The organism is Pseudomonas juntendi, assembly GCF_021560075.1.
GTDB lineage: Bacteria > Pseudomonadota > Gammaproteobacteria > Pseudomonadales > Pseudomonadaceae > Aquipseudomonas > Aquipseudomonas juntendi.
This window is the reverse complement of record NZ_CP091088.1, coordinates 3,518,565-3,545,192: the sequence shown is the minus strand read 5'-3', so window position 1 is coordinate 3,545,192 and position 26,628 is coordinate 3,518,565. Positions and strand designations below refer to the sequence as shown.

Sequence of the window (26,628 nt, the reverse complement as noted above, 5' to 3'; positions counted from 1 at the left end):
CTATACGCTGGTAAGGGCTTTGACCGGATCAAGGCGCGCAGCCTTGCGGGCCGGCATGAAACCGAACACCACGCCGGTGATGACGGCGCAGGTGAAGGCGCCGAGAATGGCGGGCAGGGCGAATGCCACGGCGATGTCGGCGAGCATCAGGCCGCCACCGATGCACAGTGCCAGCACGATACCCGTCACCCCGCCGACCATCGAGAGCATCACCGCCTCGCTGAGGAACTGACGCAGGATATCGCGCTGGCGGGCGCCGGTGGCCATGCGGATACCAATCTCGCGGGTACGTTCGCGCACGGTCATGAGCATGATGTTCATCACGCCGATACCGCCGACCAGCAGGGAAATGGCGGCGATGGCACCGAGCATCAGCGACAGGCTGTTCTGCGTGCGCGCCTCGGCCTGGATCAGCGCGGCGTCGTTGGTCAGTTCGAAGTCCTGCTTGTCCTGGTGGCGCTGGCGCATCAGGTGGGCGATTGCCCGCTCGGTTTCGCTCACCCGGCTCGAATCGGCTGCGGCGATGATCACGTATTCCGGGTCTTGCTTGCCGAACAGGCGTACGGACGCGGCGGAGTAGGGCACCACAATGCGCTCGTCGCTGTCCTGGTCGCCGGAGCTGGCACCTTTGCCGGCGAGCAGGCCGACCACCTGGAAGGGCACGTTGCCGATCAGCAGGTACTGGCCCAGCGGATCGCTGCCAGGCTCCATGAGCTTGTCCCGTACCTTCTGGCCGATCACCGCCACGGCGGCGGCAGCCCGTTCGTCAGCTTCGGTGAAGAAGTTGCCTTCGACCACTGGCCAGTTGAGGATCTCGGAAAACTGGGTGTTATTGCCGCCGACATAGAACTGCTGGTTGTTGTTGCCGTGGCGCACGGTCAACTGGTCGCCGATCACCGGCATGATGCGTTGGACCTGCGGTAACTGGGCGATGGCGGCGACATCGTCCAGCGTGACGATGCCGGCCGGTTCGCGCAGCGTGGCGTGGCGGCCACTGAGGTAGAGGATGTTCGAGCCGAACGCCGCCATCTGGGCCATGACCTGGCGCTTGCTGCCTTCGCCGACAGCCAGCATCACTACCACCGAGGCCACGCCGATGACGATGCCGAGCAGGGTCAGGGCGGTGCGGAAGCGGTTGATCCACATGACCCGCCAGGCCGCTTGCAGGGCCTCGAGCAACTCGCCCTTCCAGGCCCCGCGCAAGGTGGCGCCGCGGTCCAGGCGCTGGCGCAGGTCGTCGGCCTGCAGGCCTGGGTGCGCCGCGTGGAGGGGCCGGTCGGCCGCCGAGTCGCTGATCACCAGGCCGTCGCGAATTTCGATCACCCGTCGCGCCCGGGCCGCCACTTCACGGTCGTGGGTGATGAGGATGATCACATGGCCCTGGCTGGCCAGTTCGTCTAGCAGGGCCATGACTTCGGCGCCGCTGTGGCTGTCCAGGGCACCGGTGGGTTCGTCGGCGAGGATGATGTGGCCGCCGTTCATCAAGGCGCGGGCGATCGATACCCGCTGCTGCTGGCCGCCAGACAACTGGTGCGGGCGGTTGCCCGTGCGGCTGGCCAGGCCGAGGCGTTCGAGCAGGGCCGAAGCGCGGGCATGGCGCTCGGCGGCCGGGGTGCCGGCATAGATGGCCGGCATCTCGACGTTTTCCTGGGCCGAGCCGGAGGGGATCAGGTGGTAGCCCTGGAATACGAAGCCGAAGGCTTCGCGCCGCAGCCAGGCCAGTTCGTCACTGTCCAGCTCGGCAACATCCTTGCCGGCGAAGCGGAAGCTGCCGGTGGTAGGGCGATCGAGGCAGCCAAGTATGTTCATCAGGGTCGACTTGCCCGAGCCGGAGGCACCGACGATGGCGACGAACTCGCCGGGGTGGATGCTCAGGCTGATGCCGCGTAGCACTTCCACCTTCGGCGAGTCGATGCCGCCGTAGTGCTTGCGGATGTCAGTGAGTTCGATCAAGGGCGCTGTCATTCAACCTCCGCTGGCGGCTGGGGCGCCGATGACCAGTTGCTCGCCTTCGGCAAGGCCGTCGAGTATCTGCACGCGCAAGCGATCGCTCAGGCCGGTGCGCACCTTGCGCTGTTCGATCTTGCCGTCGCGGGTGACCACCTGGGCCAGGCGCACGCCTTCGTCGCCGGCACCATCCAGGGCTGCCAGTGGCGCCGTGAGCACTTGGCTGGCCTGGCCGGCGACGAAGAACACCTGGGTGGTCATCTCGGCCATCAGGGCGCCATCCGGGTTTTCCACATCGAGCAGCACGGTGTATTGCACCACTTGGGCGCCGGTGGTGCCGGCGATGGCACTGGCGGGGCTGCCACCGCCCTGGCTGGCCTGGTCCAGCGGCTTGGGCGGGATCGGCAGGATCTGCCGCACGGTGCTGGTCCAGCGGCGCTTGCCGCCGGCCAGGGTGGTGAAGTAGGCGGTCATGCCGGGCTTGACCTTGCCGATGTCGGCTTCGGACACCTGCGCCCACACGGTCATTGGCGAGAGCTTGGCTATGCGCAGGATCAACGGGGTTTGTTGCTGGGCATTGAGGGTTTGCCCTTCGCGGGCATCGACTGCCACCACCGTGCCGTTCATCGGTGCGTAGATTCGGGTGTAGCCCAGCTCGGCTTCATCGCTGCGCAGGTTGGCCTGGGCCTGGCGGATTTGCGCCTGAAACATGTCGATGCGGGCCTGGGTGACCTTCAGCTGGGCGTCAGCCGTTTGCACGTCTTCGTCTCGGGTGGCGCCGGCGGCGGCCAGGTCGCGCTGGCGCTTGAGCTGTTGCTGGGCCAGTTGGTACTGCGCGCGCTGCTCTGCCAGCTGGGCCTTGAGGTTGTCGATCGAATAGCGCCCGGCATCCAGCCGGGCCTGCTGGGTGGAGGGGTCGATCTCGACCAGCAGCTGACCTTTGCGCACAGTGTCGCCGACCTCGACGTGCAGCTTGTGGATCTGCCCGGACGCCTGTGCGCCAACATCCACATAACGCCGTGGTTGCAGGGTACCCAGTGCTGTGACGCTGCTTTCGATATCGGCACGGGTGACCGCGACCGTGCTGACTGGCTGAGCCCCGAAGGGCAGGGCTTTCCAGGCCACCAGGCTGCCCAGGCCCAGCAGGCCCAGGACTACGAGCTGGGCGCGACGGCGGGTGTTGGTTGAACGTGTCATGCAGGCTTCCAGCCAGGAGTGATGGCCACGCGCAGCCCGATTGCGGCGCGCACTGAGGTCCCAGATAGACGAAGGTCAGCCGGGCGGATTTAGCCTTTGTCTCGGGCAGGAGCCTTTGTTGCTGAGAATAATTATAATTTGTAAGATCGCAACTTGATATCACTCGGTCCCGCGTTGGTGTCTGGAGGGGTTCCGGCAAAAACTGGCAGGGCGGTCTCAGGTAACGTCGTGGAACATTACTATCGCGAACTGGTGGGTTTCCTTTCCGCGCGCCTGGGCAATCGTCAGGCCGCCGAGGACGTGGCGCACGATGCTTATCTGCGGGTGCTGGAACGCACCCACGCCGAGCGCATCGAGCACCCGCGTGCCTTCCTCTATCGTACCGCGCTCAACCTGGTGGTCGACCGCCACCGCCGCCACCGGGTGCGCCAGGCGGAGCCGCTGGAGGTGCTAGACAGCGACGAGCGTTGGCATACCCCGGCGCCGGCGCACGACATGCAGCACGACCAGCGCCTGGCGCTGATGCAACGTGCGCTGGATGAGTTGAGCAAGGTCTGCCGCGAGTGCTTCCTGCTGCGCAAGCTCGAAGGCTTGTCTCATCAGCAAATCGCCGAGCACCTGGGCATCTCGCGCAGCCTGGTGGAAAAGCACATCGTCAACGCCATGAAGCATTGCCGGGTGCGCATGCGCGAGTGGGAGTGCTGATTGCCGGGCTCAAGGAAAATGCAAATTCTGTCAGCCAGTCACTTGATTTATGCGGTTTTCCCGACTTCTCTCAAAGAAGACCACTGCCAGGCAGGGCCCTGGCAATAGCCGTTAGCGGCGCAGTATGGTCGTGGAACGCTCCCATTACCTACTGCCCAGGTCCGACCATGGCAAACAAGACCCTGCGCATCCTCATCGCCGACGCCCACCCGTGCCAGCGCTTGCAGTTGGAGCGGTTGCTCAACGGCCTGGGCTATTACCGGATTGCCCCGGTGGAGAGCTTTGAAGAGCTGCAGCGCCTGGTGCAGTGCGCCTTGCAGCCCTTCAACCTGTTGCTGGGCAATATCGAGCTGGCCAGCCACGCTGGGGTCGACCTGGCGCGGTTCTGTCGCGTCAGCACGCAGATCCAGCACGCGCTGCTCTACCACTCCAGCCAGTTGAAAGTGCCCGCAGTGCCGCCGGCCGAGCGCCAGGCGGTAAGCTTGAGCCTGCCCCAGGCCCCCGATATCGAGGCACTGGAAACATTCATGGCGATCATCGACACCCCGGTGCTGGTCGGCCAGTTGCCGCTGCCGGATACCCTGGCCGGCAACAGAGCCAGGCCACGGCTGCGGGCCAATTTTGCGCACACGGTGTTCAACCGCTGACGGCGCATAGCACAGGGCAACCGGGCAGGCATTTGTTATGCTCTTGCCCTTTGCCGATCTGCGGACCCTGCCATGACTGCCATCGATACCGCTCGCCCGCCCCGGTTCAGCCGCGGCGATCACCGGACCCTGGGCCTGGCGGCGCTGGGCGGCGCGCTGGAAATCTACGATTTCATCATTTTCGTGTTCTTCGCGCTGACCCTGAGCCAGCTGTTCTTCCCGCCGGAAATGCCGGAGTGGTTGCGCCTGCTGCAAAGCTTCGGGATTTTCGTCACCGGTTACCTGGCGCGGCCGCTGGGCGGCATCGTCATGGCTCACTTCGCCGACCACCTGGGCCGCAAGCGGGTGTTCAGCCTGAGCATTTTGATGATGGCGCTGCCGTGCCTGCTGATCGGGGTAATGCCGACCTATGCCGAGATTGGTTACGCCGCGCCGCTGATCTTGCTGGCGTTGCGCATATTGCAGGGGGCTGCGGTCGGCGGCGAGGTACCCAGTGCCTGGACATTCGTTGCCGAACACGCACCGCCGGGGCGGCGGGGGTATGCCCTGGGTTTCCTGCAGGCCGGGTTGACCTTTGGCTATTTGCTGGGGGCACTGACCGCGACACTGTTGGCCCAGGCTTTCAGCGCCGAGGAAATTCTCGACTACGCCTGGCGTTACCCGTTCCTGCTCGGTGGCGTGTTTGGCGTGATCGGGGTGTGGTTGCGCCGTTGGCTGAGTGAAACGCCGGTATTTCTGGCCCTGCGCGAGCGCAAGGAGCAGCCGGTGAAATTCCCGTTGCGCCAGGTGCTGGGCGCGCATCGTGGGGCGTTGATTCCGGCTGCGCTACTGACCTGCGTGCTGACCTCGGCGGTGGTGGTGCTGGTGGTGATTACGCCGACGGTCATGCAGCAGCGCTTCGGCATGTCTGCCGCGCACACGTTCGCGCTGAGCAGCGTAGGCATCGTCTTTCTCAACATCGGTTGTGTGCTTGCCGGCCTGCTGGTCGACCGCCTGGGCGCCTGGCGGGCGTTGATGATCTACAGCGCGCTGCTGCCGCTGGGCATCGCTGTGTTGTATGCGAGCCTGGTGGGGCAGTGGGGCATGACGTGGCTGGCTTACGCGTTGGCCGGGCTCTGCTGTGGGGTGGTGGGTGTGGTGCCGTCGGTCATGGTCGGGCTGTTCCCGGCGCAGATCCGGGTATCGGGTATTTCCTTCACCTACAACGTGGCCTACGCCTTGTGGGCCAGCACTACGCCGCTGGCGTTGATAGCCTTGATGCCGTGGAGCCCATGGGTGTGCGTTGGCTTCTGTCTGGTCATGGGCACGGTGGGGCTGCTCACTGCCCGCTGCTTTGGCCGCCGCGAACCTTCCGCGTTCGCGGCGGAGCCGATGCCGATCATGTGCGTCGACAAATGAACGAAAAAAGCCCCCGGGCCGCGAGGCCAGGGGGCTTTTTCTTGCTGCAGGGGCGGGCTTACATGTTCGGGTAGTTCGGCCCGCCAGCGCCTTCAGGGGTGACCCAGGTGATGTTCTGGGCCGGGTCCTTGATGTCGCAGGTCTTGCAGTGCACGCAGTTCTGCGCGTTGATCTGGAACCGCTTGTTGCCGTCTTCCTGGGTGACCACTTCGTACACGCCGGCCGGGCAGTAACGCTGGGCGGGCTCATCGTACAGCGGCAGGTTGCTGGCGATCGGGATGCTCGGGTCGGTCAGCTTCAGGTGGCAGGGTTGTTCCTCTTCATGGTTGGTGCTGGAGAGGAATACCGAGCTGAGCTTGTCGAAGCTGAGCTTGCCGTCCGGTTTCGGGTAGTCGATTTTCTGCGAGTCGGCCGCCAGCTTCAGGCAGGCGTAGTCCGGCTTGGTGTCGTGCAGGGTAAACGGCAGCTTGCCGCCAAACCAGTTCTGGTCGACATAGTTGAAAGCCCCCCCCAGCAGCGGGCCGAACTTGTGCAGTGCCGGGCCGAAGTTGCGGCTGGCGAACAGCTCTTCGTACAGCCAGCTGGCCTTGAACGCGCTGACGTAGCCGTCGAGCAGGTCGCCACCTTCACGCCCGGCAGCCAGGGCGTCAGCCACCGCTTCGGCGGCCAGCATGCCGGACTTCATCGCGGTATGGCTGCCCTTGATCTTCGAGAAGTTCAGGGTGCCGAGGTCGCAACCGATCAGCGCGCCGCCGTTGAAGACCATCTTCGGCAGCGAGTTCAGGCCGCCCTTGCAGATGGCGCGGGCGCCGTAGCTGATACGCTTGCCACCTTCGAGGTATTGGCTCATCACCGGGTGGTGCTTCAGGCGCTGGAATTCGTCGAAGGGCGACAGGTACGGGTTGGCATAGGACAGGTCGACGATCAGGCCGACCACCACCTGGTTGTTTTCCAGGTGGTAAAGGAACGAGCCACCGGTGTTGTCCTTGGCCATCACGTCCAGCGGCCAGCCAGCGGTATGCACCACCAGGCCTTGCTCGTGCTTGGCCGGGTCGATTTCCCAGATTTCCTTCAGGCCGATGCCGTAGTGCTGCACGTCGGCTTCGCTGTCGAGGTTGAAGCGCTTGATCAGCTGCTTGCCGATATGGCCACGGCAGCCTTCGGCGAACAGGGTGTACTTGGCGCGCAGTTCCATGCCGGGGGTATACAGGCCGTCCTTTGGCTTGCCTTCGCGGTCGACACCCAGGTCGCCGGTGACAATGCCGCGGACCACGCCGTTTTCATCGAACAGGGCTTCCTGGGCGGCGAAGCCGGGGTAGATTTCCACGCCCAGGTTCTCGGCCTGCTGGGCCAGCCAGCGGCACAGGTTGCCCAGCGAAATGATGTAGTTGCCCTGGTTGTGCATGGTTTTGGGCACGAACAGGTCGGGCACTTTGGTCGAGCTGCCGGCGTCTTTGAGCACGTAGATATCGTCGCGCTTCACTTCGGTGTTCAGTGGCGCGCCCAGTGCCTTCCAGTCGGGGAACAGCTCGTTCAGCGCGCGGGGCTCGAACACCGCACCGGAGAGGATGTGAGCACCGACTTCGGAGCCTTTTTCCACCACGCAGACGCTGATTTCGCTACCGGTTTCGGCGGCCTTCTGCTTCAGGCGGCAGGCGGCGGACAGGCCCGCCGGGCCGGCGCCGACGATGACCACGTCGAATTCCATGTATTCGCGTTCCACAGGTTCTCTCCTACTCATCAAGGCTCGTGCTGTTGCTGGGTCTTATGGGTGCATGCGCGCAGTGGCTCGTCACGGGAGCGAAACTGTAGCTGCGCAACTGACGGACTACACCGTTTTGTCTTGGCCGCGCATTATATCTACACCACTTGGCGGGTCCAATACAAACGTTTGTTTGAATTTGCCGCAGGCCAGTAAAATCACAGGCGTGCGGCTGGAGGGTGACCGATTTGCCGTATTGACCGGATTGGGTGTTACGGTCAAGATACGAGCGGTTTTACGTTCGCCGTAGGCTTGCAGCCGGGCGCAGGTACACCTCTAAAGACCAGGTGTGGAGCAGGGTTTTGCGGGCTTAGGCCGGTTTGTAGTGGAGTTTACACGCCACGACAGGAAATGACCCGTGAGTATTTGTCGCAATGGTCCGAACAAGACTGTTCGGTCACTGTGAAGATGCCGCTTCCCGGTACGTTTTTAGAGGTGCCCTTGTACCCACGCGCATCGCAGGGCTTTGCCCCAGGCGACTATCTATTCACCGGAGAGTAACGAGGAATCCATGAAGGTTCTTGTAGCTGTCAAACGAGTGGTCGACTACAACGTCAAGGTTCGCGTCAAAGCGGACAACTCCGGCGTCGACCTTGCTAACGTCAAGATGTCCATGAACCCCTTCTGCGAAATCGCCGTGGAAGAAGCCGTACGCCTGAAAGAGAAGGGCGTTGCCAGCGACATCGTGGTCGTTTCGGTCGGCCCGACCACTGCCCAGGAACAACTGCGCACCGCCCTGGCCCTTGGCGCCGACCGCGCCATCCTGGTCGAAGCCGCTGATGAACTGAACTCCCTGGCCGTGGCCAAGGCGCTCAAGGCGGTTGTCGACAAGGAGCAGCCACAGCTGATCATCCTCGGCAAACAAGCCATCGACAGCGACAACAACCAGACCGGCCAGATGCTGGCTGCGCTGACCGGCTACGCCCAGGGCACCTTCGCCTCCAAGGTGGAAGTGGCCGGCGACAAGCTGAATGTCACCCGTGAAATCGACGGTGGCCTGCAGACGGTTGCACTGAACCTGCCTGCGATCGTCACCACCGACCTGCGCCTGAACGAGCCACGCTACGCGTCGCTGCCGAACATCATGAAGGCCAAGAAAAAGCCGCTGGAAACCCTTGCGCCAGACGCGCTGGGCGTTTCCCTCGCCTCCACCAACAAAACCGTGAAAGTTGAAGCCCCGGCTGCCCGCAGCGCGGGTATCAAGGTCAAGTCGGTGGCCGAACTGGTCGAGAAGCTGAAGAACGAAGCGAAGGTAATCTAAATGACTATCCTGGTTGTCGCTGAATACGAAAACGGTGCCGTAGCCCCGGCCACCCTGAACACCGTTGCCGCTGCCGCCAAGATCGGTGGCGATGTGCATGTACTGGTCGCTGGCCAGAACATTGGCGGCGTTGCCGAAGCCGCTGCCAATATCGCTGGCGTGGCCAAGGTCCTGGTTGCCGATAACGCAGCTTATGCCCACGTGCTGCCAGAGAACGTGGCGCCGCTGATCGTCGAGCTGGCCAAGGGTTACAGCCACGTGCTGGCCCCGGCCACCACCAATGGCAAGAACGTTTTGCCGCGGGTTGCTGCGCTGCTGGACGTCGACCAGATCTCCGAGATCATCTCGGTCGAGTCCGCCGACACCTTCAAGCGCCCGATCTACGCCGGTAACGCCATTGCCACCGTGCAATCGAGCGCGGCCATCAAGGTGATCACCGTGCGTACCACCGGCTTTGACGCCGTGGCCGCCGAAGGCGGTTCGGCTGCCATCGAGGCGGTCGGTGCCGCGCACGATGCTGGTATCTCGGCGTTCGTTGGCGAAGAGTTGGCCAAGTCCGACCGCCCAGAGTTGACTGCCGCCAAAATCGTCGTTTCCGGCGGCCGTGGCATGGGTAACGGTGACAACTTCAGCCACCTGTACAGCCTGGCCGACAAGCTCGGTGCTGCCGTGGGTGCCTCGCGCGCCGCCGTCGACGCCGGCTTCGTGCCCAACGACATGCAGGTCGGCCAGACCGGCAAGATCGTCGCGCCGCAGCTGTACATCGCCGTGGGCATTTCCGGTGCGATCCAGCACCTGGCCGGCATGAAGGACTCCAAGGTGATCGTTGCGATCAACAAGGACGAAGAAGCGCCGATCTTCCAGGTGGCTGACTACGGGCTGGTCGCGGACCTGTTCGAAGCGGTGCCAGAGCTGGAAAAGCTGGTCTGATCCGCCTGCTTCACTTATAAAGAACCCGGCCCCGTTACAGGGGCCGGGTTTTTTTATGGCCGGTTACGGGTCAATCGCGATACAAGGAGTGAGCAATGGTGCTGCGTAAAGCAGGCAGGGTGCTGGCATGCATGGCGGTCTTGGTTGCGCCACCGGCCATGGCGGCAGGCAAGTGCGAACGCCTGGTAGCAACCGGCAGCCCTGATGCGCCGCCCTATTCGTGGCAGGACCCGAAAAACCCGCAGCACCTGATCGGTGCCAACGTCGACCTGCTGCGTCAGGTGGCTGGCGAGCTGGGGGTGAAGGTGGAGGTGCTCAGTGCCGGGCGTCGCGAACAGGCACTGCAAGAGGTTCGCAGCGGCCGCATGGACCTGCTGATCGACACGCCGATGCAGGTGGAGCAACTGACTGCGCTGGACTATATCCACCCCCCGTTGCAGTTGAACGAGTACCTGGTGTGGACGCGGCACGATGCGCAACTGACCATCGATGGCCCGGCCGACCTGGCCCGCTACCAGGGTAGTTTGTCCGAGCGGGCGCGCCTGACGCCGGCCTTTACTGCGTTCGCCAAGGCGCAACTGAAGCTGGTGCCTGCGCAGAACCTTACTCAAGCGTTCCAGAAGCTGGTGCTCGGCCAGGTGGATTACGTGCTGGCTGGCCGTTATGCCGGTATGGCCATGGCTCAGAGCCTGGGCATGAGCAATGACCTGATTGCGCGGGGTTTGCCGGTCGACCGCCCAGGCTTGTACTTGGCGCTGTCGCACAATTCCGCGTGCAATGACAGTTGGTTGCGTGGGCAATTGGCGAAAAAACTGACAGAATTGCCGATCTCCGGTGCATCCGAAGCGGTACTGCAACGTAATGTCGAGCGCTGGAAAGCGCAGCTGCAAGTACCGGCGGACGCCCCCAAACACTAGGAAGATTGCGTGAGAACCCAACCACTGATCCTTGCCCTGGCCGTGCTTGGCCTGGCGGGCTGCGCCAATGACCCGGCCCCTAACGAGCAGATGCGTATTTCCGAACAGGCGCTGGAGCAGGCCAGGGCCGTCGGTGCAACCGACCAGGTCGAATCGCTGAAACTGGCCGAAGACAAGCTGGCGCGGGCCAGGACCAACATGCTGACCGAAGACTACCGCGATGCGCGCATGCGCGCCGAGCAGGCGGAACTGGACGCGCGTTTTGCCGAGGCCCAGGTGCTGAACCAGAAGAGTGAAGAGCAGTTGCAGTTGTTGCAGTCGCGGGTGCAGCGCCTGCGCAAGCAGCTGGAGGTGCAGCCATGAACCGTCACGCACCCTTCGCCGTACTGGCAGTGCTGGCCCTGGCGGCAGGCCTGCAGGGTTGCGCCAGCCAGCGCAGCAGCGCGGCGCTTGAGCAAGCCAGCGCCGCCTTCCAGAAGGTCAAGGACGATTCCGACGTGCTGCGCAGCGCGCCGCGTGACGTGATTCGTGCAGGCGAGTCGCTGGCGCGCGCCGAGCGCTTGTCCAGCTACATCGGCACCGGCTCCGATGTGCGCCATTACGCTTACCTCAGCCAGCGTTACAGCGAGATTGCCGGTGAGCATGCCAAGCTGGCGCTGAACCAGGAGCGCCAGGCCAAGCTGGACCTGGAGCGCCAGCGTTTGCAGCTGGCTTTGCGCGAGGCCAAACTGGCCAGCGTGCAGCAGCAAGGCAAATGGGTCGAGGCGCAAATTGCCGCGCTGGCCTCGGAGCAAGCCGACCGCGGCCTGGTAATGACCTTGGGTGACGTGCTGTTCGACACCGGCAGTGCCAACCTGAAAAACACCGCCAGCCGAACCGTGCTCAAGCTGGTGCAGTTCCTGCAGCTCAACCCACACCGGGTGGTACGCATCGAGGGCTATACCGACAGCACGGGTACACCTGAAGAAAACCTCAAGCTGTCGCACGACCGGGCTCAGTCCGTTGCCGACATGCTGGTGGACCTTGGTGTCGACGAAAAGCGCCTGCAGGTCGAAGGCTACGGCGACCAGTACCCGATCGAGGCCAATGCCTCGGAGCGGGGTAGGGCGCAGAACCGCCGGGTCGAGATTGTGTTTTCCGACGACAAGGGCAGGCTCGCGCCGGCGCGTTGAGCGTGAGTGTTCGGCTCGGTGCGGTCGGCGCCGATCAGATCGCGCGCCGCCCGCGCGGCGCTGGATCTCACAGGCGCTGAAGATGCAGTGGCGGCCCAACCATCTGTCCCGGTACACTTCTTGACTGTTACGGTATCCTCTACTGTCAGTGAGTCGCACAAGAACAACGAGCCCGTCCGCGCGTCGAGATCCCGCCATGACCAACCTGCTGCTGTACCAGCGTATCGCCCAGCAACTGGCCGATGACATTCGTCGCGGCGTCTACCAGCCAGGCGAGCGGGTACCCTCCGTACGCAAGATGAGCGCGCAGCTCAACGTCAGCCATGCCACGGTGCTGCAGGCCTACGCCAACCTCGAAGACCAGGGCCTGATCCGTGCGCGGCCGCAGTCCGGCTACTATGTGCACCAGACCCCGGCCCTGACCGCCCCGACCCCGGATATCGCCAGGGTCGAACGCCCAGGCCTGGTCACACGTGCCAGCATCATCCAGCAGGTACTGACCGAGGCCCGCCGCGACGGTGTGTTCCCGTTCGGTGCTGCCGTGCCGCATGTGGATTATCTGCCTGTGCGCGCACTGCACCAGCAAATCGCCAAAGTGACACGCTTCCACAGCCCGCGCGCCTTCAGCTATATGTTCAGCCCAGGGTTCGAGCCGCTGCGCCGGCAAATTGCCATTCGCATGCGCGATGCCGGTGTGATCGTCGACCCGCGTGAGGTGATCGTGACCCACGGCTGTGTCGATGCCCTGCAGATGTCGTTACGCGTGCTGACCCGCCCCGGGGACCTGATCGCCGCCGAGTCGCCGACCTATTACGGTTTGCTGCAGCTGGCGGACCTGCTGGGTTTGAAAGTGATCGAGATCCCCAGCGACCCGTCCACGGGGATCAGCCTCGAAGCCTTGCAACTGGCGGCAAACCAGTGGTCGATCAAGGCCTTGGTGTTGACTGCGCGGCTGAGCAACCCGCTGGGCGGTACGGTGCCGGAAGAGCGGCAAAAGCAACTGCTGCGCCTGGCGTCGGACTTCGATATCCAGATCATCGAGGACGACATCTATGGCGAGTTGATGTTCGAGCAGGGCAAGAGCAAGGCACTGAAAGCCTTCGATCGGCTGGACCGGGTGATCTACTGTTCGAGCTTCTCCAAAACCTTGTCTCCCGGGGTGAGGGTTGGCTGGATGATCGCCGGGCGTTACCAGGACGAGATACAGCGCCTGCAAACTTTCACCACCCATTCAGCCTGCAGCGTGACCCAGATGGGTGTGGCAGCGTACCTGGAAAATGGCGGCTACGACCGGCAGCTGCGCTATATCCGCCAGGAGTACCGCAAGAACCTCAGTGCCTACCAGCTGGCGGTGCAGCAGCACTTCCCCGAAGGTACCCAGATGACCCGGCCTACCGGGGGGTTCATCCTCTGGGTGAGCCTGCCTGGGCGGGTGAATACGCAAGAGCTGCATGTGCGTGCGTTGGAGCAGGGCATCAGTATTGCTCCGGGGTTGATATTCAGTAACACGGAACAATTCAACCACTGCATCCGCCTCAACTGCGGTATTCCGTGGAACAAGGAGGCCGAGCGGGCGGTCATGACCTTGGGCTTGCTGGCGCAGCAGCTGTGCCGCGAGCCTGCGCTCACACTTTTGTGAGGGTTGCCAGCAGCCCGCGGAACAGGGAGCATACGAGCCTTTACAGCGGGTCTGTCCATTTGCCATGAATGCATTACGTCGTTTTGTTCTGATTCTGTGCCTTGCGGCCCCGTGCTGCGCCGCCGCGGGCCTGGCCTTCGCTGCGCAGCCGGCGCAGGCCCAGCAGGCACAGACAAAAAACGCCGCCAAGCCTGCGCAGAAGCCGGTAGTCCGCAAAGCCCCTGCCAAGAAAGCAAAACCGCGAAGCAAGGCAGTTGCCAAGCCTTTGCCCAAAGCAAAGTTGGACTTGAGCCTGCCCACCGACCTGGTCGACAACCTTGAGCCAGACATAGGGACACCTTCGCCGATCCAGCGCCGCAAACCGCTGCTGCCCCCTATGTTCCGGGACAAGCCGGAAGCCGACGACAGCCCGTTCCAGCTCAATGGCCGCTTGATCAACAATGAAATGCAGCTGCAATTGCGCAATGACAGCCGCCGTGAAGTGGAAGGTGCGGCCATCGATTTCGAGTTCCGGCAGTAAGGGGCAAACTGACTGCCGGGTCATGTCATTTTTCATCGTGCCAGCAATTTCAAACACCTGTTTGGGCGGGTACTATCCAGGGGCGTTCGTCCCGTTACTTGTTTCAGGGAGTCCTGAGTTTGGTGAATCGCCATGAACTGCCGTGAGGGCTGCGGTGCCTGCTGCATTGCCCCGTCCATCACCTCTGCCATGCCGCGCATGCCCAATGGCAAGCCAGCTGGCGAGCGCTGCCTGCACCTGACGGCGGCCAACCTCTGCGACCTGTTCGGCAAGCCTGAGCGGCCAGCAGTGTGTGGCGGGTTCAAGGCAGATGTCGAGGTGTGTGGCAGTGACCGTGACGAAGCGATCAGGATTCTTGGCTGGTGGGAGCAGATGACGGCGGCGTGAAAGGCTGGATCTTCGACAACAAGGATAAACATGATGAGATCGTTAAAGCGTATTGCACTGCTGTGTGGCGTCGGTGTTCTGCTTTCGCCGGCGGCCTGGGCCGAGAACTGGCAAGTGGCCAAGGACGAGGAAGGCATCAAGGTGTCCCTCAGCGAAGTCGCTGGCTCCAAGTACAAGGCCTATCGCGGGGTGACTGTGATCAAGGCGCCGCTGGCCAAGGTCGAGGCGCTGCAGGAAGACGCGGCCGGGGCATGTGCATGGATCCACGAATGCAAATCGCAGAAGCTGCTCAAGCATGAAGGTAACCAGAGCTGGACCTACACCCAGTTCAATACGCCATGGCCGGTGACGCCGCGCGATTCGGTGCTGCATATCACCACTGTCAAGGAGGCTGATGGCAGCGTCACCCGCAACCTGAAAGAAGAGCCGACCTACCTGCCGGAAGAGAAGGGCTTCGTGCGGGTGGCTAAAGTCGAAGGGTTCTGGAAGCTGGTGCCCAAGGGCGACACCACCGAAGTGACCTACCAGGTGCATACCGAGCCGGGTGGCAGCGTGCCGGCGATGGTCGCTAACAAGTTCGTGGTGGATTCGCCGTTCAATACCCTCAAACAGCTGCGTGAACGGGCTGAGAAAAACTGAGGCCTCGCACTGCCTGTAGCGCCTTCAGGTGATGGCGCTACAGGTGGCACCGGCGTCAATAAAAGAACGCCATTATTTGAGCGTTGCTGGAAGTTTGACAGCATAAATTTTTGGGCTTAGATTCAAACTCAGTGAGCCATTTCCTGCCCCCTCTCGTGCTCACGCCAACTATAAAAAACGTGCTGCGTTTTTCTTCTGCTTTATAACTTCAAGACCTACGCCTTACCCACTTGTACCTCTGCGCTTGCGGGCCGTTTTGTCCTCGGTCAGTGCAAGGGCGAGCACTTGCCTATTGATTTTCATCCGCCGCGTGTGTGGGAGATATCATCGTGCATGCTAATCGACTTTCGTTATTGCCCCGGATCGCCGGGTACGGTGTATTGGCTTTCATGGGCTGGTTGCTGTTTTCGACATTGTTCATGCCGTTATTGTCGTCATCGGCAACCCGGGCCATTCTCAATGCACCGGTCATTCTGCTGACCACGCCCATCGATGGCGTGGTGCGTACCTTGAACATTCAGCCAGGCACCACGTTCACCACGGGCCAGGATATCGCAACCATCGAGAACCCCCGGGCGGAACAGGAAACGCTGCTGGGCTTGCAGACACGCCGGCTCACCTTGCAGCAGCAATTGGCGGCCATGGCCAGCCAGGCCGAACACGACCGCAAGTACTACAACGCACTGGAGATCACCAGCCAGCAGTACCAGGATGCCTATGAGGTGCGCAAGCGCTACGCGCAGAAGGCCCTGAAGGCTGAGAGCGGGGCGGCTGGCGCACGCCTGGCCGATGCCCGGGAAACACTGGCACGTAACCTTGAGCTGTTTCGCCAGGGCGCGGTGAGCGAGGCCGTCGTGGCCAGTTCCCGGGCGCAACTGGCCTCGTTGCAGGCCGATGCCGAGACCATTCGCTCGCGGGTGCACATCAACGATGGTGATCTTAATGCGGCCAAGGACCAGGTGTACCTGGACCCCGAGCAATTGCGCATGTTCGACCTCAAGTCGCAGATGACCACGCTGAAACTTAGCCTGGATAATCTGGAGCGCAACCGGGTAACCCTCGAAGAGGAACTTTCCCACCTCGACCAGTTGATAGAAAGTGAGCAAAACCGGGTGCAGATGATGGCGGCTTATAATGTGGTGGCGTATGCATCCGGCACCGTGCAAGAGTTGATCGCCCCGCAAGGCACGCAAGTACGGGCGGGTGCAACGCTATTGCGCGCTACCAATTGCAGTCAAAGTTATGTTATTGCGGTATTCCCGGAGCGAATGGCCAGCCGGATCGACCGGGATAGCGAACTGCAAGTATCTATCCGCGGTGTCGCGCAACCGCTGAAAGCCAAAGTCGTGCAGTTACTGTCCAGCCCGACCGATGTACAAAGCAGCAATTACAGTGTGCCGTTTCCTTATGCCGAGCAGAACTCGGTCTATGTGGTAGGTACGTTCGACAACAACTTGCCGGCCGATGAACGCCTGTTGACCTGCAACCCTGGCAACTGGGTGACCGCGACGGTATCGCGATGAACGGCTGGGTGCTTTTTGCCGGTGTGCTCGGGCTGGTGCTGGGCAGCCAGGCCATGGCCCTGGAGCCTCGGGCCCGCCTGCAGCACATGACCTGCGCAGGCATCGGGCAGGCGGTGGCGGCTCAAGGCCAAGGGCCGTTGCTGCTGGCCAGCTATCCGCAGCAACCGGGGCAGCCTGCCGTGCCTGGCGTGCTGCAAGGCGTGGCATTCACCTACGACAACGCGTTGGCCAGCATCGCCTTGTTTGCCTGCGGCAATGCGCCAGCTGCCCGACAAATTGCCGACGCTTTGGCCTATGCCATCGATCACGACCCTGAGTACCGCGATGGCCGGGTGCGCAATGCCTACGCCGCTGGCCCGCTGCAGGCCGCGCCTGTGCGGCTGCCGGGCTACTGGAGCGATGAGCGTGCTGCATGGAGCCAGGATGCGTACCAAGTGGGCAGTGCGACCGGTAATCAGGCGTGGGCAGCGCTGGCGTTGCTGGAGGCTTATCGGCACAGCGGTGAAGCGCGTTATTTGCAGGCGAGCAGAAAGATGCTCGACTGGGCCCGGCGCACCACCTTCGACAAGGGGCCACCGGCAGGCTTCAACGGGGGCATTTACGGGTTCGCCGCTGCCCCGCAGGTGCAAACCTGGAAGTCCACTGAGCATAACGTCGATCTGGCGGCAGCCTGGACCTCGTTGGCGCGGCTGGGCAACGATAGCGAAGCTGGCCGGCAGGCGCGCATCGCCCGCGGCTTCGTCGAGGCCCACTGGGATGCCGGCCAAGGCCGGTTCCTGATCGGTACCTTGCCCGATGGCCGAACACCGCAGACGCAGCAGTCGGGCCTGGATGCGCAGATCTGGCCGCTGATTGCCATTGCCGACGCACCGCAGCAGTGGCTGCAGGCACTGACGTTCGTGGAGCGGGCCCATGGTTTCGCTCAGGGCTATGGCTTCAAGCAGGACCCTGACGGTATCTGGACCGAAGGCACGGCGCAGGTGGCGGCCGTTGCCAGCCTTCGCGGCCTGGCGCCCCTGGCGCAGCCATTGTGGCCGTTGTTGCTGGCGCAACAGGCTGGCGATGGCTGGCTGTACGCCACCCCGCAGGCACAGGTCAGCACGGGGCTGAGCGTGGGGCCGGACTCGACCCATGACGATTTCCTGTACTTCCACCTGCCCCATTTGGGCGCCACGGCATGGGCGGCGATCGCTGCCACCGGCGTCAACCCTTTCACTGGCGATTACAAGGCCCACTGACATGCAAGCACTGGACTCGACACAACTGCTGCAAATCAACCTGTGGACGCTGGCCATCGTGGTTCTGCTGAGTTGCATGGCCCACCGCGAGCAATGGCTGGCGCGCCTGCTGTTCGGCGCGCTGACCGCGGCACTGCTGGTCAGGTACGTGGCCTGGCGCTTCGCCGACACCTTGCCTGACAGCCGCGCGGGGTTCGCCACGGTATGGGCTTATGGCTTCCTGTTCTTCGAGTTGTTGGGCATTGCCTACACCTTGTTTTCGATCGTGGTGATGTGCCGGCGCAGCGATCACCGCCACGCCGCGGACGCTGGCGAGCAGCGCTTGCGCGCGATGGGGGCCGAGGCGCCGGCGGTCGATGTGTTCATCTGCACCTACAACGAAGGGCTCGAGGTTCTGGAGAAGACCATCATTGCCGCGCAGGCCATGGACTACCCCAACTTCACCCTCTGGGTGCTGGATGACACGCGGCGGGACTGGCTGCGCGACTACTGCGCGAGCATGGGGGTGCGTTACACGCGGCGCGATGACAACCTGCACGCCAAGGCGGGCAACCTGAACAACGGCCTGCGCCAGTCGGCAGCCAGTACCAACGCGCCGTACATACTGGTGCTGGATGCAGACTTCGCCCCGCAGCGGCCGATTCTGCTGCGGACCTTGGGGCTGTTCCAGGACCCTGAGGTCGGGTTGGTGCAGACCCCGCAGTTCTACTACAACCCGGACCCTATCCAGCATAACCTGGGGTCGGCAAACAGCTGGGTGGATGAGCAACGGGTATTTTTCGATGTGTTCCAGCCTGCCAAGGATGCCTGGAATGCAGCGTTCTGCGTGGGCACGTCGTTCGTGGTGCGGCGTGATCTGGTCGAGCGCATGGGTGGTTTTCCCACGGGGGCGGTCTGTGAGGACATCTACACGTCCTACCGCCTGATGCAGATGGGCTACATCACCCGCTGGCTGAACGAGCGTTTGTCCATCGGGCTGTCTGCCGAGGGCCTGACCGAGTACATCAACCAGCGCGGCCGCTGGTGCCTGGGGACGATCCAGGTGGCCTTGCTGCGCCAGGGGCCGCTGTTCGGTCGCGGCTGTGGCCTGAACGATCGCCTGCATTACCTGCACGGCCTGCTGCATTGGTGCTCCAAGCCTTTCATCCTGATGATGCTGGTGTCGCCGGTGCTGTATTGGTATTTCGGCATTGCCGGTTTCTATGCAACGCCGGCAGCGTTTCTGGCCTTCGGCATGCCGGCGCTGATCGCCTATTGGGGTTACAGCACCTGGGTGACCGGGCGGCGCTCACTGCCGATCTTCACCGAGGTGACGCAGATCGTTTGCGCATTGGCGGTGACCGCGACCCTGATCAGTGCTGCGATTCGCCCGTTCGGACGGCCTTTCAAGGTGACGGCCAAAGGCCTGGACCGTTCCCAGACCCAGGTGCACTGGAAGCTGTTCGGGTTTTTCCTGGCCTTGAGTGCGTTGGCGCAGGTCGGCGCAATCACGGCGATCAGCACTGCCAGCCGACTGGACGGCAATATGGTGTTCAACCTGAGCTGGACGGTGCTGGTGCTGCTGTACAACCTGGCGACACTGGTGGCCTGCGTTGATCGGCCGCGGCTGCACGGCGAGGAGCGCTTTCCGTTTGCTCGGCCCACCCAGCTGCGCCTGGGCACCGGTACGCTGGGTGGGCAACTGGTCGATATCTCGATCAGCGGGGCGGCGTTCGAGGGCGCCATGGCCGGCGAGGTGCCGTGCGGCAGGCGTGGCCAGGTATGGGTGGACAAGGTCGGCTGGCTGGGGGCAGAGGTGGTACGCCGGGATGGCAGCCAACGGCTGGGGCTGCGCTTCGTGGCGGTGCATGAGGCGCAGCGGCGCGCGCTGATCACCAGGCTGTTCAGCCAGGCCAATCCCAATGTGGCCAGCACGGCGCAACCCGCCACTGCGTTCTTCACCCTGCTGCGCCGGGCGCTGCTGGGCGAAGGCGACTGGCGCCTGCGGCTGGTGCGCCGGCCGCGGCAGGCGCCCATCGCCGGCGCGCGGGTGGCTGTGAAGCGCCGCAGCGCCCAGCCGGCCGCCCTGCAGGCTTCCAGCGGCCCTCTCGGCGTGCTGGCTCAACTGCGTGCCTTGATGAAGAGCGTTTGGTGAGGGAAGTGCCCATGACTAGACCCCTGCACTGTGTGATGTTGGCCGCTCAACTGTCTTTGGCCGGCTGTTCGCTCGAGCCTGTCTACGAGACACCGGCGTCCCCCATGGACACCGGCTGGCCGGATAGCGTCGAGGCGGGCTGCTGTGATCCGCGAAACGCTTTCGACCCGGATTGGCGAGCGTTCGTCAGTGACAGCCGCTTGCGCCGGTTGATCGAGTTGGCCCTGGTCGACAACCGTGACTTGCAGCAAGCTGCAGCCAGCGTGGCGCAGGCCAGGGCAGGCTATCAGGGCGCCGCGGCAGCGCTGTACCCCAGCCTGGGCGTCGACACCTATGCCGGGCGCGCAAAGTTGCCGGCGCTGGAGCAAACCCCTGGGGGCGGCTCCAGCGCCGGCAGTGTGGCCAACACCTTCCAGGCCACCGTGGGGTTTACGGCCTATGAGCTGGACTTCTTCGGCCGGGCGCGAAGCCAGGCCCATGCGGCCGAGGCGCGCTTTCATGCCACGCTGGCCGACTACCAGGCTGCACGCATGGCCTTGATCGGCGAAGTGGCTGGGACCTGGCTGACGCTCAAGGCCAATCAGAGCTTGCTTGGGCTGGCAGAGCGCACATTCGAATCCCAGCAGCATTACGGGCAATTGCTGCGTTCCAGTTTCAACCTGGGTTCGACCGCACGCATCGATGTCCATCAAGCCGATGCCATCACCAACACTGCTGCCGTGCAAGTCAGTACCTACCGGATGCAAGTGGCGCAGAACCTCAATGCGTTGCGGGTTCTGGTAGGGCAAACGGTACCGGCCGGGCTGTTGCCGGAGGGCCAGCTTGGGGCGCAGATGGCGACAGTCGATGTACCCGCCGGGGTGCCTTCAAGCCTGCTTGAGCGGCGACCCGACATTCGGGCGGCGCAGGCTCAGCTGCGCGCTGCCAATGCAGAAATCGGCAGTGCGCGGGCCGCCTATTTCCCCAGCTTTTCGTTGACAGGCGCGCTGGGTAGCCTGAGTGGGGACTTTTCGCGGCTGCTGACAAGCCCGGCACAGTTCTGGAACCTGGCGGCGCTCGGTTCGCTGACATTGCTCGATGCCGGCCAGCGCAGGGCAGGGGTGGATGCCACTTGGGCCCAATACGACCAGCGTGTGGCTGCTTACGAGCAGACCGTGCTCAACGCCTTCCGTGAAGCGGCCAATGCGTTGAATGCGCGGCAGGAGATGCTGCCGCAGGTCGCGGCCCAGCGGCAGCTGGTCGAGGACTATGAACAAGCCTACCGGCAGTCGCGGCTTCGTTTCGAGGCGGGTCTGGACAGCTACTTCTCGACCATGGACGCCCAGCGCTCGCTGTTCGGTGCGCAGCAGCGTTGGCTGGAGCTGGAGCTGGCGCGCGAGATCAACCAGGTGAACCTGTTCAAGGCGCTCGGGGGTGGCTGGTCACCGGGGCCGACGGCAATCGTGGGCAGTGCTGCGCAAGTCGCACGGTAGTTGGCCAGGGTGGCTGATGCGGGTCGCCGGGGGAGGGGATGAGTCATGCCTCTGGGCCGCGCGGCACCAGGCGTGCGCGCGGCCCAGGGGGCTGGTCGGGGGCTGGAGCGTTACCCGATCAAGTCTTACTTGCGGTCGCCGAGGGCAACGATGTCGCGCTTCTGCTCGCCGGTGTACAGCTGGCGCGGACGGCCGATCTTGTACGGGCTGGAGAGCATTTCCTTCCAGTGCGAAATCCAGCCCACGGTACGTGCCAGGGCGAAGATCACGGTGAACATGCTGGTTGGAATGCCGATCGCCTTGAGGATGATCCCCGAGTAGAAGTCGACGTTCGGGTACAGCGAGCGCTCGATGAAGTACGGATCGGTCAGTGCGATCTCTTCCAGGCGCATGGCCAGTTCCAGCTGCGGGTCGTTCTTGATGCCCAGCTCGCGCAGTACTTCATCGCAGGTCTGTTTCATCACGGTGGCGCGCGGGTCACGGTTCTTGTAGACGCGGTGACCGAAGCCCATCAGCTTGAACGGGTCGTTCTTGTCCTTGGCCTTGGCGATGAAGGTGTCGATGTTCGAGACATCGCCGATTTCATCGAGCATAGTCAGTACGGCTTCGTTCGCACCGCCGTGCGCCGGACCCCACAGGGCAGCGATGCCCGCGGCGATACAGGCGAACGGGTTGGCACCCGACGAGCCGGCCAAGCGCACGGTGGAGGTGGAGGCGTTCTGCTCATGGTCGGCATGGAGGATGAAGATCCGGTCCATTGCCTTGGCCAGTACCGGGCTGATCGGTTTGATCTCGCACGGGGTGTTGAACATCATGTGCAGGAAGTTTTCCGCGTACGACAGGTCGTTGCGCGGGTACATCATCGGCTGGCCCATGGAGTACTTGTAAACCATCGCCGCCAGGGTCGGCATCTTGGCGACCAGGCGCACCGCGGAGATTTCGCGGTGTTGCGGGTTATTGATGTCCAGGGAGTCGTGGTAGAACGCCGACAGGGCGCCGACCACACCGCACATGACCGCCATCGGGTGGGCGTCGCGGCGGAAACCGTTGAAGAACGACTTCAGCTGCTCGTGAACCATGGTGTGGTTTTTCACGGTGCTGACGAACTGCGCCTTCTGCTCGGCATTCGGCAGTTCGCCGTTGAGCAGCAGGTAGCAGGTTTCGAGGTAGTCGGATTGCTCGGCGAGCTGTTCGATCGGGTAGCCGCGGTGCAGCAGGATCCCTTTGTCGCCGTCAATGTAGGTGATCTTCGACTCGCACGAGGCGGTCGCCATGAAACCAGGGTCGAAGGTGAAGTGACCAGTGGCCCCTAACCCGCGGACGTCGATTACATCAGGACCAACGGTGCCGGTTAAAATGGGCAGCTCGACGGGGGCAGCGCCCTCGATGACCAACTGCGCTTTTTTGTCAGCCATGTGGCCTCCTATTAATGCTTGAAATCATCAGACAGACCCCCCACGCAGGGCCCGCACCACTATAGAGGGATAAATTCAGATGTCAATTTGCCTAAAGGCTTGTTGAATCAGGCATTCAAGCCTGATTTTTCCCGAAATTCTCGCCCATTTACGCCTTTTGTTCATTAAAGGCAATGCGCTATTTGGGCTACCCCGTCACGTTGTCATAAGCAGCCTAACTGTCTATACTCGGCACCCGACCGCCAGGGGCTTGCAAGCCCGAACTGCTGGGGGTCGCCGTTCCCTGGGTGGTGGGTACCTGACCAGTACACTTACCAACAACTTTGCCCTGATTCGCTAGGGGCTCTTCAGTGTGAAAAAAGCCGTGAAAAGCCAACGACCTGTAAACCTAGACCTAAGGACCATCAAGCTCCCTGTCACTGCGTACACGTCCATCCTGCACCGTATCTCCGGCGTCATCCTGTTCATCGGCCTTGCCATCATGCTTTATGCACTGGGCAAATCGCTGGGTTCCGAGGAAGGCTTCGGCGAGGTGAAGGCGTGTCTGACCAGCCCGCTGGCCAAGTTCGTGACCTGGGGGCTGTTGTCTGCCCTGCTTTATCACCTCGTGGCAGGTGTTCGTCACCTGATCATGGACATGGGCATCGGCGAGACGCTGGAAGGCGGCAAGCTGGGCTCGAAAATCGTGATCGTCATCTCCGTGGTGCTGATCGTTCTGGTGGGAGTTTGGGTATGGTAACCAATGTCACGAACCTGTCGCGTTCGGGCCTCTATGACTGGATGGCGCAGCGCGTATCTGCGGTCGTTCTCGCGGCTTATTTCATCTTCCTGATCGGCTACGTGGTCGCCCACCCAGGCATCGACTACACCCAGTGGCATGGTCTGTTCTCCAACAACGCGATGCGAATCTTCAGCTTGCTGGCCCTCGTTGCCCTCGGCGCTCACGCCTGGGTCGGCATGTGGACCATTGCTACCGACTACCTGACGCCTATGTCGTTCGGCAAGTCGGCAACTGCGATTCGTTTCCTGTTCCAGGCGGTATGCGGCGTTGCGATGTTCGCTTACTTCGTCTGGGGTGTGCAGATTCTCTGGGGTATCTGATTCATGGCTAGCATTCCAACCATTTCTTTCGACGCCATCATCATCGGTGGCGGCGGCGCAGGCATGCGCGCTGCGCTGCAACTGGCTCAAGGCGGCCACAAGACTGCCGTAGTCACCAAGGTCTTCCCGACCCGTTCGCACACTGTATCCGCCCAGGGTGGCATCACCTGCGCCATCGCTTCGGCCGACCCGAACGACGACTGGCGCTGGCACATGTACGATACCGTCAAGGGTTCCGACTACATCGGTGACCAGGACGCTATCGAATACATGTGTCAGGAAGGCCCGGCTGCCGTGTTCGAGCTGGACCACATGGGCCTGCCGTTCTCGCGTACCGAAACCGGCCGTATCTACCAGCGCCCGTTCGGTGGCCAGTCCAAGGACTTCGGTAAAGGTGGCCAGGCCGCCCGTACCTGCGCGGCGTCCGACCGTACCGGTCATGCGCTGCTGCACACCCTGTACCAGGGTAACCTGAAGGCCGGCACCACCTTCCTCAACGAGTACTACGCCGTTGATTTGGTGAAAAACAAGGAAGGCGCTTTCGTTGGTGTGATCGCGATCTGCATCGAAACCGGCGAAACCATGTACATCAAGTCCAAGGCTACCGTGTTGGCCACTGGCGGTGCCGGTCGTATCTACGCCTCCACCACCAACGCCCTGATCAACACCGGTGACGGTATCGGCATGGCCCTGCGTGCAGGCGTTCCGGTGCAGGACATCGAAATGTGGCAGTTCCACCCGACCGGCATCGCCGGCGCCGGTGTACTGGTCACCGAAGGTTGCCGTGGTGAAGGTGGCTACCTGATCAACGCCCACGGCGAGCGCTTCATGGAGCGTTACGCGCCGAACGCCAAAGACCTGGCCGGCCGCGACGTGGTCGCCCGTTCCATGGTCAAGGAAATCATCGCCGGCAACGGCGTGGGCCCGAACAAGGACCACGTGCTGCTGAAGCTGGACCACCTGGGCGAAGAAGTGCTGCACAGCCGCCTGCCAGGTATCTGCGAGCTGTCCAAGACCTTCGCCCACGTCGACCCGGTTGTCGCGCCGGTGCCGGTTGTTCCGACCTGCCACTACATGATGGGTGGTGTTGCCACCAACATTCATGGCCAGGCCATCACCATGGACGAAGAAGGCAAGGATCACATCATCCCTGGCCTGTTCGCCGTAGGCGAAGTTGCGTGCGTATCGGTACACGGTGCCAACCGCCTGGGCGGCAACTCGCTGCTCGACCTGGTGGTATTCGGCCGTGCTGCCGGCCTGCACCTGGAGAAGGCACTGAGCGACGGTATCGAGCACCTCGACGCCAGCGACACCGATATCGATGTTGCCCTGAACCGCCTGAACAAGCTCAACGAGCGTACTTCCGGTGAAGATGTAGCCAGCCTGAAGCGCGAGCTGCAGAGCTGCATGCAGAACTACTTCGGTGTGTTCCGTACCGGCGAATACATGCAGAAGGGTATCGAACAACTGGCCGGCCTGCGTGAGCGCATCGCCAACGTCAAGATCAACGACAAGTCCCAGGCCTTCAACACCGCGCGTATCGAAGCGCTGGAGCTGCAGAACCTGCTGGAAGTCGCCGAAGCTACCGCCATCGCGGCCGAAGCCCGTAAAGAGTCCCGTGGCGCTCACGCCCGTGAAGACTTCGAAGACCGTGACGACGAAAACTGGCTGTGCCACACCCTGTACTACCCGGGTGAGAAGCGCGTTGCCAAGCGTGGCGTCAACTTTGCGCCGAAGACTGTTCCAGCCTTCGAACCAAAAGTCCGGACTTACTAAGGGTGGCTGCTATGTTGAAAGTCGAAGTTTATCGTTACAACCCGGATACCGATTCGGCGCCAAAAATGGAGTCGTTCGACGTCGATACCGGCGGCAAGGACTTGATGGTGCTGGACGTACTGGCCCTGATCAAGGAAAAGGACGAAGGTTTCTCGTACCGTCGTTCCTGCCGTGAAGGCGTGTGCGGTTCCGACGGCATGAACATGAACGGCAAGAACGGCCTGGCCTGCATCACCCCGCTGTCGGCGGTGGTCAAGGGCAACAAGCTGGTTCTGCGCCCTCTGCCAGGCCTGCCGGTCATTCGTGACCTGGTGGTCGACATGAGCATCTTCTACAAGCAGTACGAGAAGGTGAAGCCGTTCCTGCAGAATGACACGCCGGCCCCGGCCATCGAGCGCCTGCAGTCGCCGGAAGACCGCGAAAAGCTGGACGGCCTGTACGAGTGCATCCTGTGCGCTTGCTGCTCGACTTCCTGCCCGTCGTTCTGGTGGAACCCGGACAAGTTCCTGGGCCCGGCCGCGCTGCTGCAGGCCTACCGTTTCCTGGCCGACAGCCGCGACACCAAGACTCAGGAGCGCCTGGCGTCCCTGGATGACCCGTTCAGCGTATTCCGCTGCCGCGGGATCATGAACTGCGTGAACGTTTGCCCGAAAGGTCTCAACCCGACCAAGGCAATCGGCCACGTACGTAACATGCTGCTGCAAAGCGGCACCTGATACACCGTGTTGTACCTGCAGTAAGCCGAGGTGCGGGCGGTGAGCCCGCACTGAGGTAAAACCCGAGCAAGGGCCCAAAAAGCCCGCGCTCATTACCTATGAAGATATGAGACCAGCAGGGGCTTTCCGGGC

At 62.7% G+C, this 26,628-nt stretch carries 24 protein-coding genes; 20 read left to right on the top strand and 4 right to left on the bottom strand.

All coding sequences use genetic code 11. The features are described from left to right. Together L1P09_RS16655 and L1P09_RS16650 are read right to left on the bottom strand one after the other, a co-directional pair. Positions 1-1,965, bottom strand: a complete 1,965-nt coding sequence (locus tag L1P09_RS16655; protein ID WP_054904867.1) for a MacB family efflux pump subunit — start codon at positions 1,963-1,965, stop codon at positions 1-3. Further along, positions 1,966-3,144: an efflux RND transporter periplasmic adaptor subunit gene (locus L1P09_RS16650; protein ID WP_192440361.1), complete on the bottom strand. Its 1,179-nt coding sequence runs from the start codon at positions 3,142-3,144 to the stop codon at positions 1,966-1,968. It lies immediately after the preceding gene. 228 nt (positions 3,145-3,372) lie between these two features. Between L1P09_RS16650 and L1P09_RS16645 the strand changes: the two genes are divergently transcribed. The 3 genes from L1P09_RS16645 (at position 3,373) to L1P09_RS16635 (ending at position 5,894) form a co-directional block, all read left to right on the top strand. Then, complete coding sequence (locus L1P09_RS16645; RefSeq protein ID WP_054904869.1) at positions 3,373-3,849, top strand: sigma-70 family RNA polymerase sigma factor; 477 nt, start codon at positions 3,373-3,375, stop codon at positions 3,847-3,849. Between the two features lie 167 nt (positions 3,850-4,016). Further along, the gene (locus tag L1P09_RS16640) at positions 4,017-4,496 is read left to right on the top strand and encodes a response regulator (protein WP_054904870.1); all 480 of its coding nucleotides are present in this window, start codon (positions 4,017-4,019) and stop codon (positions 4,494-4,496) included. Positions 4,497-4,568: 72 nt separating this feature from the next. Next, positions 4,569-5,894, top strand: coding sequence for an MFS transporter (locus tag L1P09_RS16635; RefSeq protein ID WP_235767904.1), 1,326 nt, complete (start codon positions 4,569-4,571; stop codon positions 5,892-5,894). A gap of 58 nt (positions 5,895-5,952) precedes the next feature. Here L1P09_RS16635 and L1P09_RS16630 read toward each other — a convergent pair whose 3' ends face one another. Continuing rightward, on the bottom strand, positions 5,953-7,635 hold the full coding sequence (locus tag L1P09_RS16630) for an electron transfer flavoprotein-ubiquinone oxidoreductase (RefSeq protein WP_080709229.1): 1,683 nt from the start codon (positions 7,633-7,635) through the stop codon (positions 5,953-5,955). Between the two features lie 532 nt (positions 7,636-8,167). On the opposite strand from L1P09_RS16630, the gene L1P09_RS16625 reads away from it, so the two are divergent. The 13 genes from L1P09_RS16625 to L1P09_RS16565 all read left to right on the top strand — a co-directional run bounded on the left by L1P09_RS16625 (position 8,168) and on the right by L1P09_RS16565 (position 21,488). Continuing rightward, positions 8,168-8,917: an electron transfer flavoprotein subunit beta/FixA family protein gene (locus tag L1P09_RS16625; protein WP_115293691.1), complete on the top strand. Its 750-nt coding sequence runs from the start codon at positions 8,168-8,170 to the stop codon at positions 8,915-8,917. Continuing rightward, entirely contained in the window at positions 8,918-9,847 is a 930-nt protein-coding gene (locus L1P09_RS16620; protein ID WP_235767902.1) for an electron transfer flavoprotein subunit alpha/FixB family protein, read from the top strand. A gap of 95 nt (positions 9,848-9,942) precedes the next feature. Next, positions 9,943-10,764: a substrate-binding periplasmic protein gene (locus tag L1P09_RS16615; protein ID WP_029886527.1), complete on the top strand. Its 822-nt coding sequence runs from the start codon at positions 9,943-9,945 to the stop codon at positions 10,762-10,764. A gap of 9 nt (positions 10,765-10,773) precedes the next feature. Then, entirely contained in the window at positions 10,774-11,127 is a 354-nt protein-coding gene (locus tag L1P09_RS16610; RefSeq protein ID WP_029886528.1) for a DUF4398 domain-containing protein, read from the top strand. After that, positions 11,124-11,936 (top strand): OmpA family protein, encoded by an 813-nt coding sequence (locus L1P09_RS16605; protein WP_009684721.1) that lies wholly within the window; start codon positions 11,124-11,126, stop codon positions 11,934-11,936. The genes L1P09_RS16610 and L1P09_RS16605 overlap by 4 nt, the downstream gene beginning before the upstream one ends. Before the next feature lie 196 nt (positions 11,937-12,132). After that, on the top strand, positions 12,133-13,575 hold the full coding sequence (locus L1P09_RS16600; protein ID WP_009684720.1) for an aminotransferase-like domain-containing protein: 1,443 nt from the start codon (positions 12,133-12,135) through the stop codon (positions 13,573-13,575). A 64-nt stretch (positions 13,576-13,639) separates the two neighbouring features. After that, positions 13,640-14,095, top strand: a complete 456-nt coding sequence (locus L1P09_RS16595) for a hypothetical protein (protein ID WP_009684719.1) — start codon at positions 13,640-13,642, stop codon at positions 14,093-14,095. Between the two features lie 132 nt (positions 14,096-14,227). After that, the gene (locus L1P09_RS16590; RefSeq protein WP_009684718.1) at positions 14,228-14,482 is read left to right on the top strand and encodes a YkgJ family cysteine cluster protein; all 255 of its coding nucleotides are present in this window, start codon (positions 14,228-14,230) and stop codon (positions 14,480-14,482) included. A 33-nt stretch (positions 14,483-14,515) separates the two neighbouring features. Further along, positions 14,516-15,121: an START domain-containing protein gene (locus L1P09_RS16585; RefSeq protein ID WP_009684717.1), complete on the top strand. Its 606-nt coding sequence runs from the start codon at positions 14,516-14,518 to the stop codon at positions 15,119-15,121. Between the two features lie 419 nt (positions 15,122-15,540). Beyond that, entirely contained in the window at positions 15,541-16,644 is a 1,104-nt protein-coding gene (locus L1P09_RS16580) for an HlyD family efflux transporter periplasmic adaptor subunit (RefSeq protein WP_232892689.1), read from the top strand. Then, on the top strand, positions 16,641-17,882 hold the full coding sequence (locus L1P09_RS16575) for a hypothetical protein (RefSeq protein WP_235767900.1): 1,242 nt from the start codon (positions 16,641-16,643) through the stop codon (positions 17,880-17,882). Before L1P09_RS16580 ends, L1P09_RS16575 begins: the two co-directional genes overlap by 4 nt. A 1-nt stretch (position 17,883) precedes the next feature. Continuing rightward, positions 17,884-20,016 carry a glycosyltransferase family 2 protein gene (locus tag L1P09_RS16570; RefSeq protein ID WP_235767899.1) on the top strand — a complete coding sequence of 711 codons (2,133 nt, stop codon included), beginning with the start codon at positions 17,884-17,886 and terminating at the stop codon, positions 20,014-20,016. A gap of 11 nt (positions 20,017-20,027) precedes the next feature. Continuing rightward, on the top strand, positions 20,028-21,488 hold the full coding sequence (locus tag L1P09_RS16565) for an efflux transporter outer membrane subunit (protein WP_154211388.1): 1,461 nt from the start codon (positions 20,028-20,030) through the stop codon (positions 21,486-21,488). A gap of 125 nt (positions 21,489-21,613) precedes the next feature. On the opposite strand, the gene gltA is transcribed toward L1P09_RS16565, so the two are convergent. Beyond that, positions 21,614-22,903, bottom strand: a complete 1,290-nt coding sequence (gltA, locus tag L1P09_RS16560) for a citrate synthase (protein WP_029886714.1) — start codon at positions 22,901-22,903, stop codon at positions 21,614-21,616. Between the two features lie 352 nt (positions 22,904-23,255). On the opposite strand from gltA, the gene sdhC reads away from it, so the two are divergent. Genes sdhC through L1P09_RS16540 form a run of 4 tightly spaced genes read left to right on the top strand, consistent with a single transcriptional unit; the run spans position 23,256 to position 26,496 of the window. Further along, positions 23,256-23,642, top strand: coding sequence for a succinate dehydrogenase, cytochrome b556 subunit (gene sdhC, locus L1P09_RS16555; protein ID WP_008091902.1), 387 nt, complete (start codon positions 23,256-23,258; stop codon positions 23,640-23,642). Further along, complete coding sequence (gene sdhD, locus L1P09_RS16550; protein ID WP_008091903.1) at positions 23,636-24,004, top strand: succinate dehydrogenase, hydrophobic membrane anchor protein; 369 nt, start codon at positions 23,636-23,638, stop codon at positions 24,002-24,004. The genes sdhC and sdhD overlap by 7 nt, the downstream gene beginning before the upstream one ends. Positions 24,005-24,007: 3 nt before the next feature. Continuing rightward, the gene (gene sdhA, locus L1P09_RS16545; RefSeq protein WP_009684709.1) at positions 24,008-25,780 is read left to right on the top strand and encodes a succinate dehydrogenase flavoprotein subunit; all 1,773 of its coding nucleotides are present in this window, start codon (positions 24,008-24,010) and stop codon (positions 25,778-25,780) included. Positions 25,781-25,791: 11 nt separating this feature from the next. Then, entirely contained in the window at positions 25,792-26,496 is a 705-nt protein-coding gene (locus L1P09_RS16540) for a succinate dehydrogenase iron-sulfur subunit (protein ID WP_009684708.1), read from the top strand. The last annotated feature ends 132 nt before the right edge of the window (positions 26,497-26,628 follow it).

Bases quoted from the DNA above. Each gene is read 5' to 3' on its own strand.
- L1P09_RS16625 (WP_115293691.1), top strand. From the start codon at position 8,168: ATGAAGGTTCTTGTAGCTGTCAAACGAGTGGTCGACTACAACGTCAAG.
- L1P09_RS16570 (WP_235767899.1), top strand. From the start codon at position 17,884: ATGCAAGCACTGGACTCGACACAACTGCTGCAAATCAACCTGTGGACG.
- L1P09_RS16615 (WP_029886527.1), top strand. From the start codon at position 9,943: ATGGTGCTGCGTAAAGCAGGCAGGGTGCTGGCATGCATGGCGGTCTTG.
- L1P09_RS16595 (WP_009684719.1), top strand. From the start codon at position 13,640: ATGAATGCATTACGTCGTTTTGTTCTGATTCTGTGCCTTGCGGCCCCG.
- L1P09_RS16640 (WP_054904870.1), top strand. From the start codon at position 4,017: ATGGCAAACAAGACCCTGCGCATCCTCATCGCCGACGCCCACCCGTGC.
- L1P09_RS16630 (WP_080709229.1), bottom strand. From the start codon at position 7,635: ATGAGTAGGAGAGAACCTGTGGAACGCGAATACATGGAATTCGACGTG.
- L1P09_RS16600 (WP_009684720.1), top strand. From the start codon at position 12,133: ATGACCAACCTGCTGCTGTACCAGCGTATCGCCCAGCAACTGGCCGAT.
- L1P09_RS16540 (WP_009684708.1), top strand. From the start codon at position 25,792: ATGTTGAAAGTCGAAGTTTATCGTTACAACCCGGATACCGATTCGGCG.
- L1P09_RS16635 (WP_235767904.1), top strand. From the start codon at position 4,569: ATGACTGCCATCGATACCGCTCGCCCGCCCCGGTTCAGCCGCGGCGAT.
- sdhD (WP_008091903.1), top strand. From the start codon at position 23,636: ATGGTAACCAATGTCACGAACCTGTCGCGTTCGGGCCTCTATGACTGG.
- L1P09_RS16650 (WP_192440361.1), bottom strand. From the start codon at position 3,144: ATGACACGTTCAACCAACACCCGCCGTCGCGCCCAGCTCGTAGTCCTG.
- L1P09_RS16585 (WP_009684717.1), top strand. From the start codon at position 14,516: ATGAGATCGTTAAAGCGTATTGCACTGCTGTGTGGCGTCGGTGTTCTG.
- L1P09_RS16605 (WP_009684721.1), top strand. From the start codon at position 11,124: ATGAACCGTCACGCACCCTTCGCCGTACTGGCAGTGCTGGCCCTGGCG.
- L1P09_RS16575 (WP_235767900.1), top strand. From the start codon at position 16,641: ATGAACGGCTGGGTGCTTTTTGCCGGTGTGCTCGGGCTGGTGCTGGGC.
- L1P09_RS16655 (WP_054904867.1), bottom strand. From the start codon at position 1,965: ATGACAGCGCCCTTGATCGAACTCACTGACATCCGCAAGCACTACGGC.
- sdhA (WP_009684709.1), top strand. From the start codon at position 24,008: ATGGCTAGCATTCCAACCATTTCTTTCGACGCCATCATCATCGGTGGC.
- L1P09_RS16565 (WP_154211388.1), top strand. From the start codon at position 20,028: ATGACTAGACCCCTGCACTGTGTGATGTTGGCCGCTCAACTGTCTTTG.
- L1P09_RS16590 (WP_009684718.1), top strand. From the start codon at position 14,228: ATGAACTGCCGTGAGGGCTGCGGTGCCTGCTGCATTGCCCCGTCCATC.
- L1P09_RS16620 (WP_235767902.1), top strand. From the start codon at position 8,918: ATGACTATCCTGGTTGTCGCTGAATACGAAAACGGTGCCGTAGCCCCG.
- L1P09_RS16580 (WP_232892689.1), top strand. From the start codon at position 15,541: ATGCCGTTATTGTCGTCATCGGCAACCCGGGCCATTCTCAATGCACCG.
- gltA (WP_029886714.1), bottom strand. From the start codon at position 22,903: ATGGCTGACAAAAAAGCGCAGTTGGTCATCGAGGGCGCTGCCCCCGTC.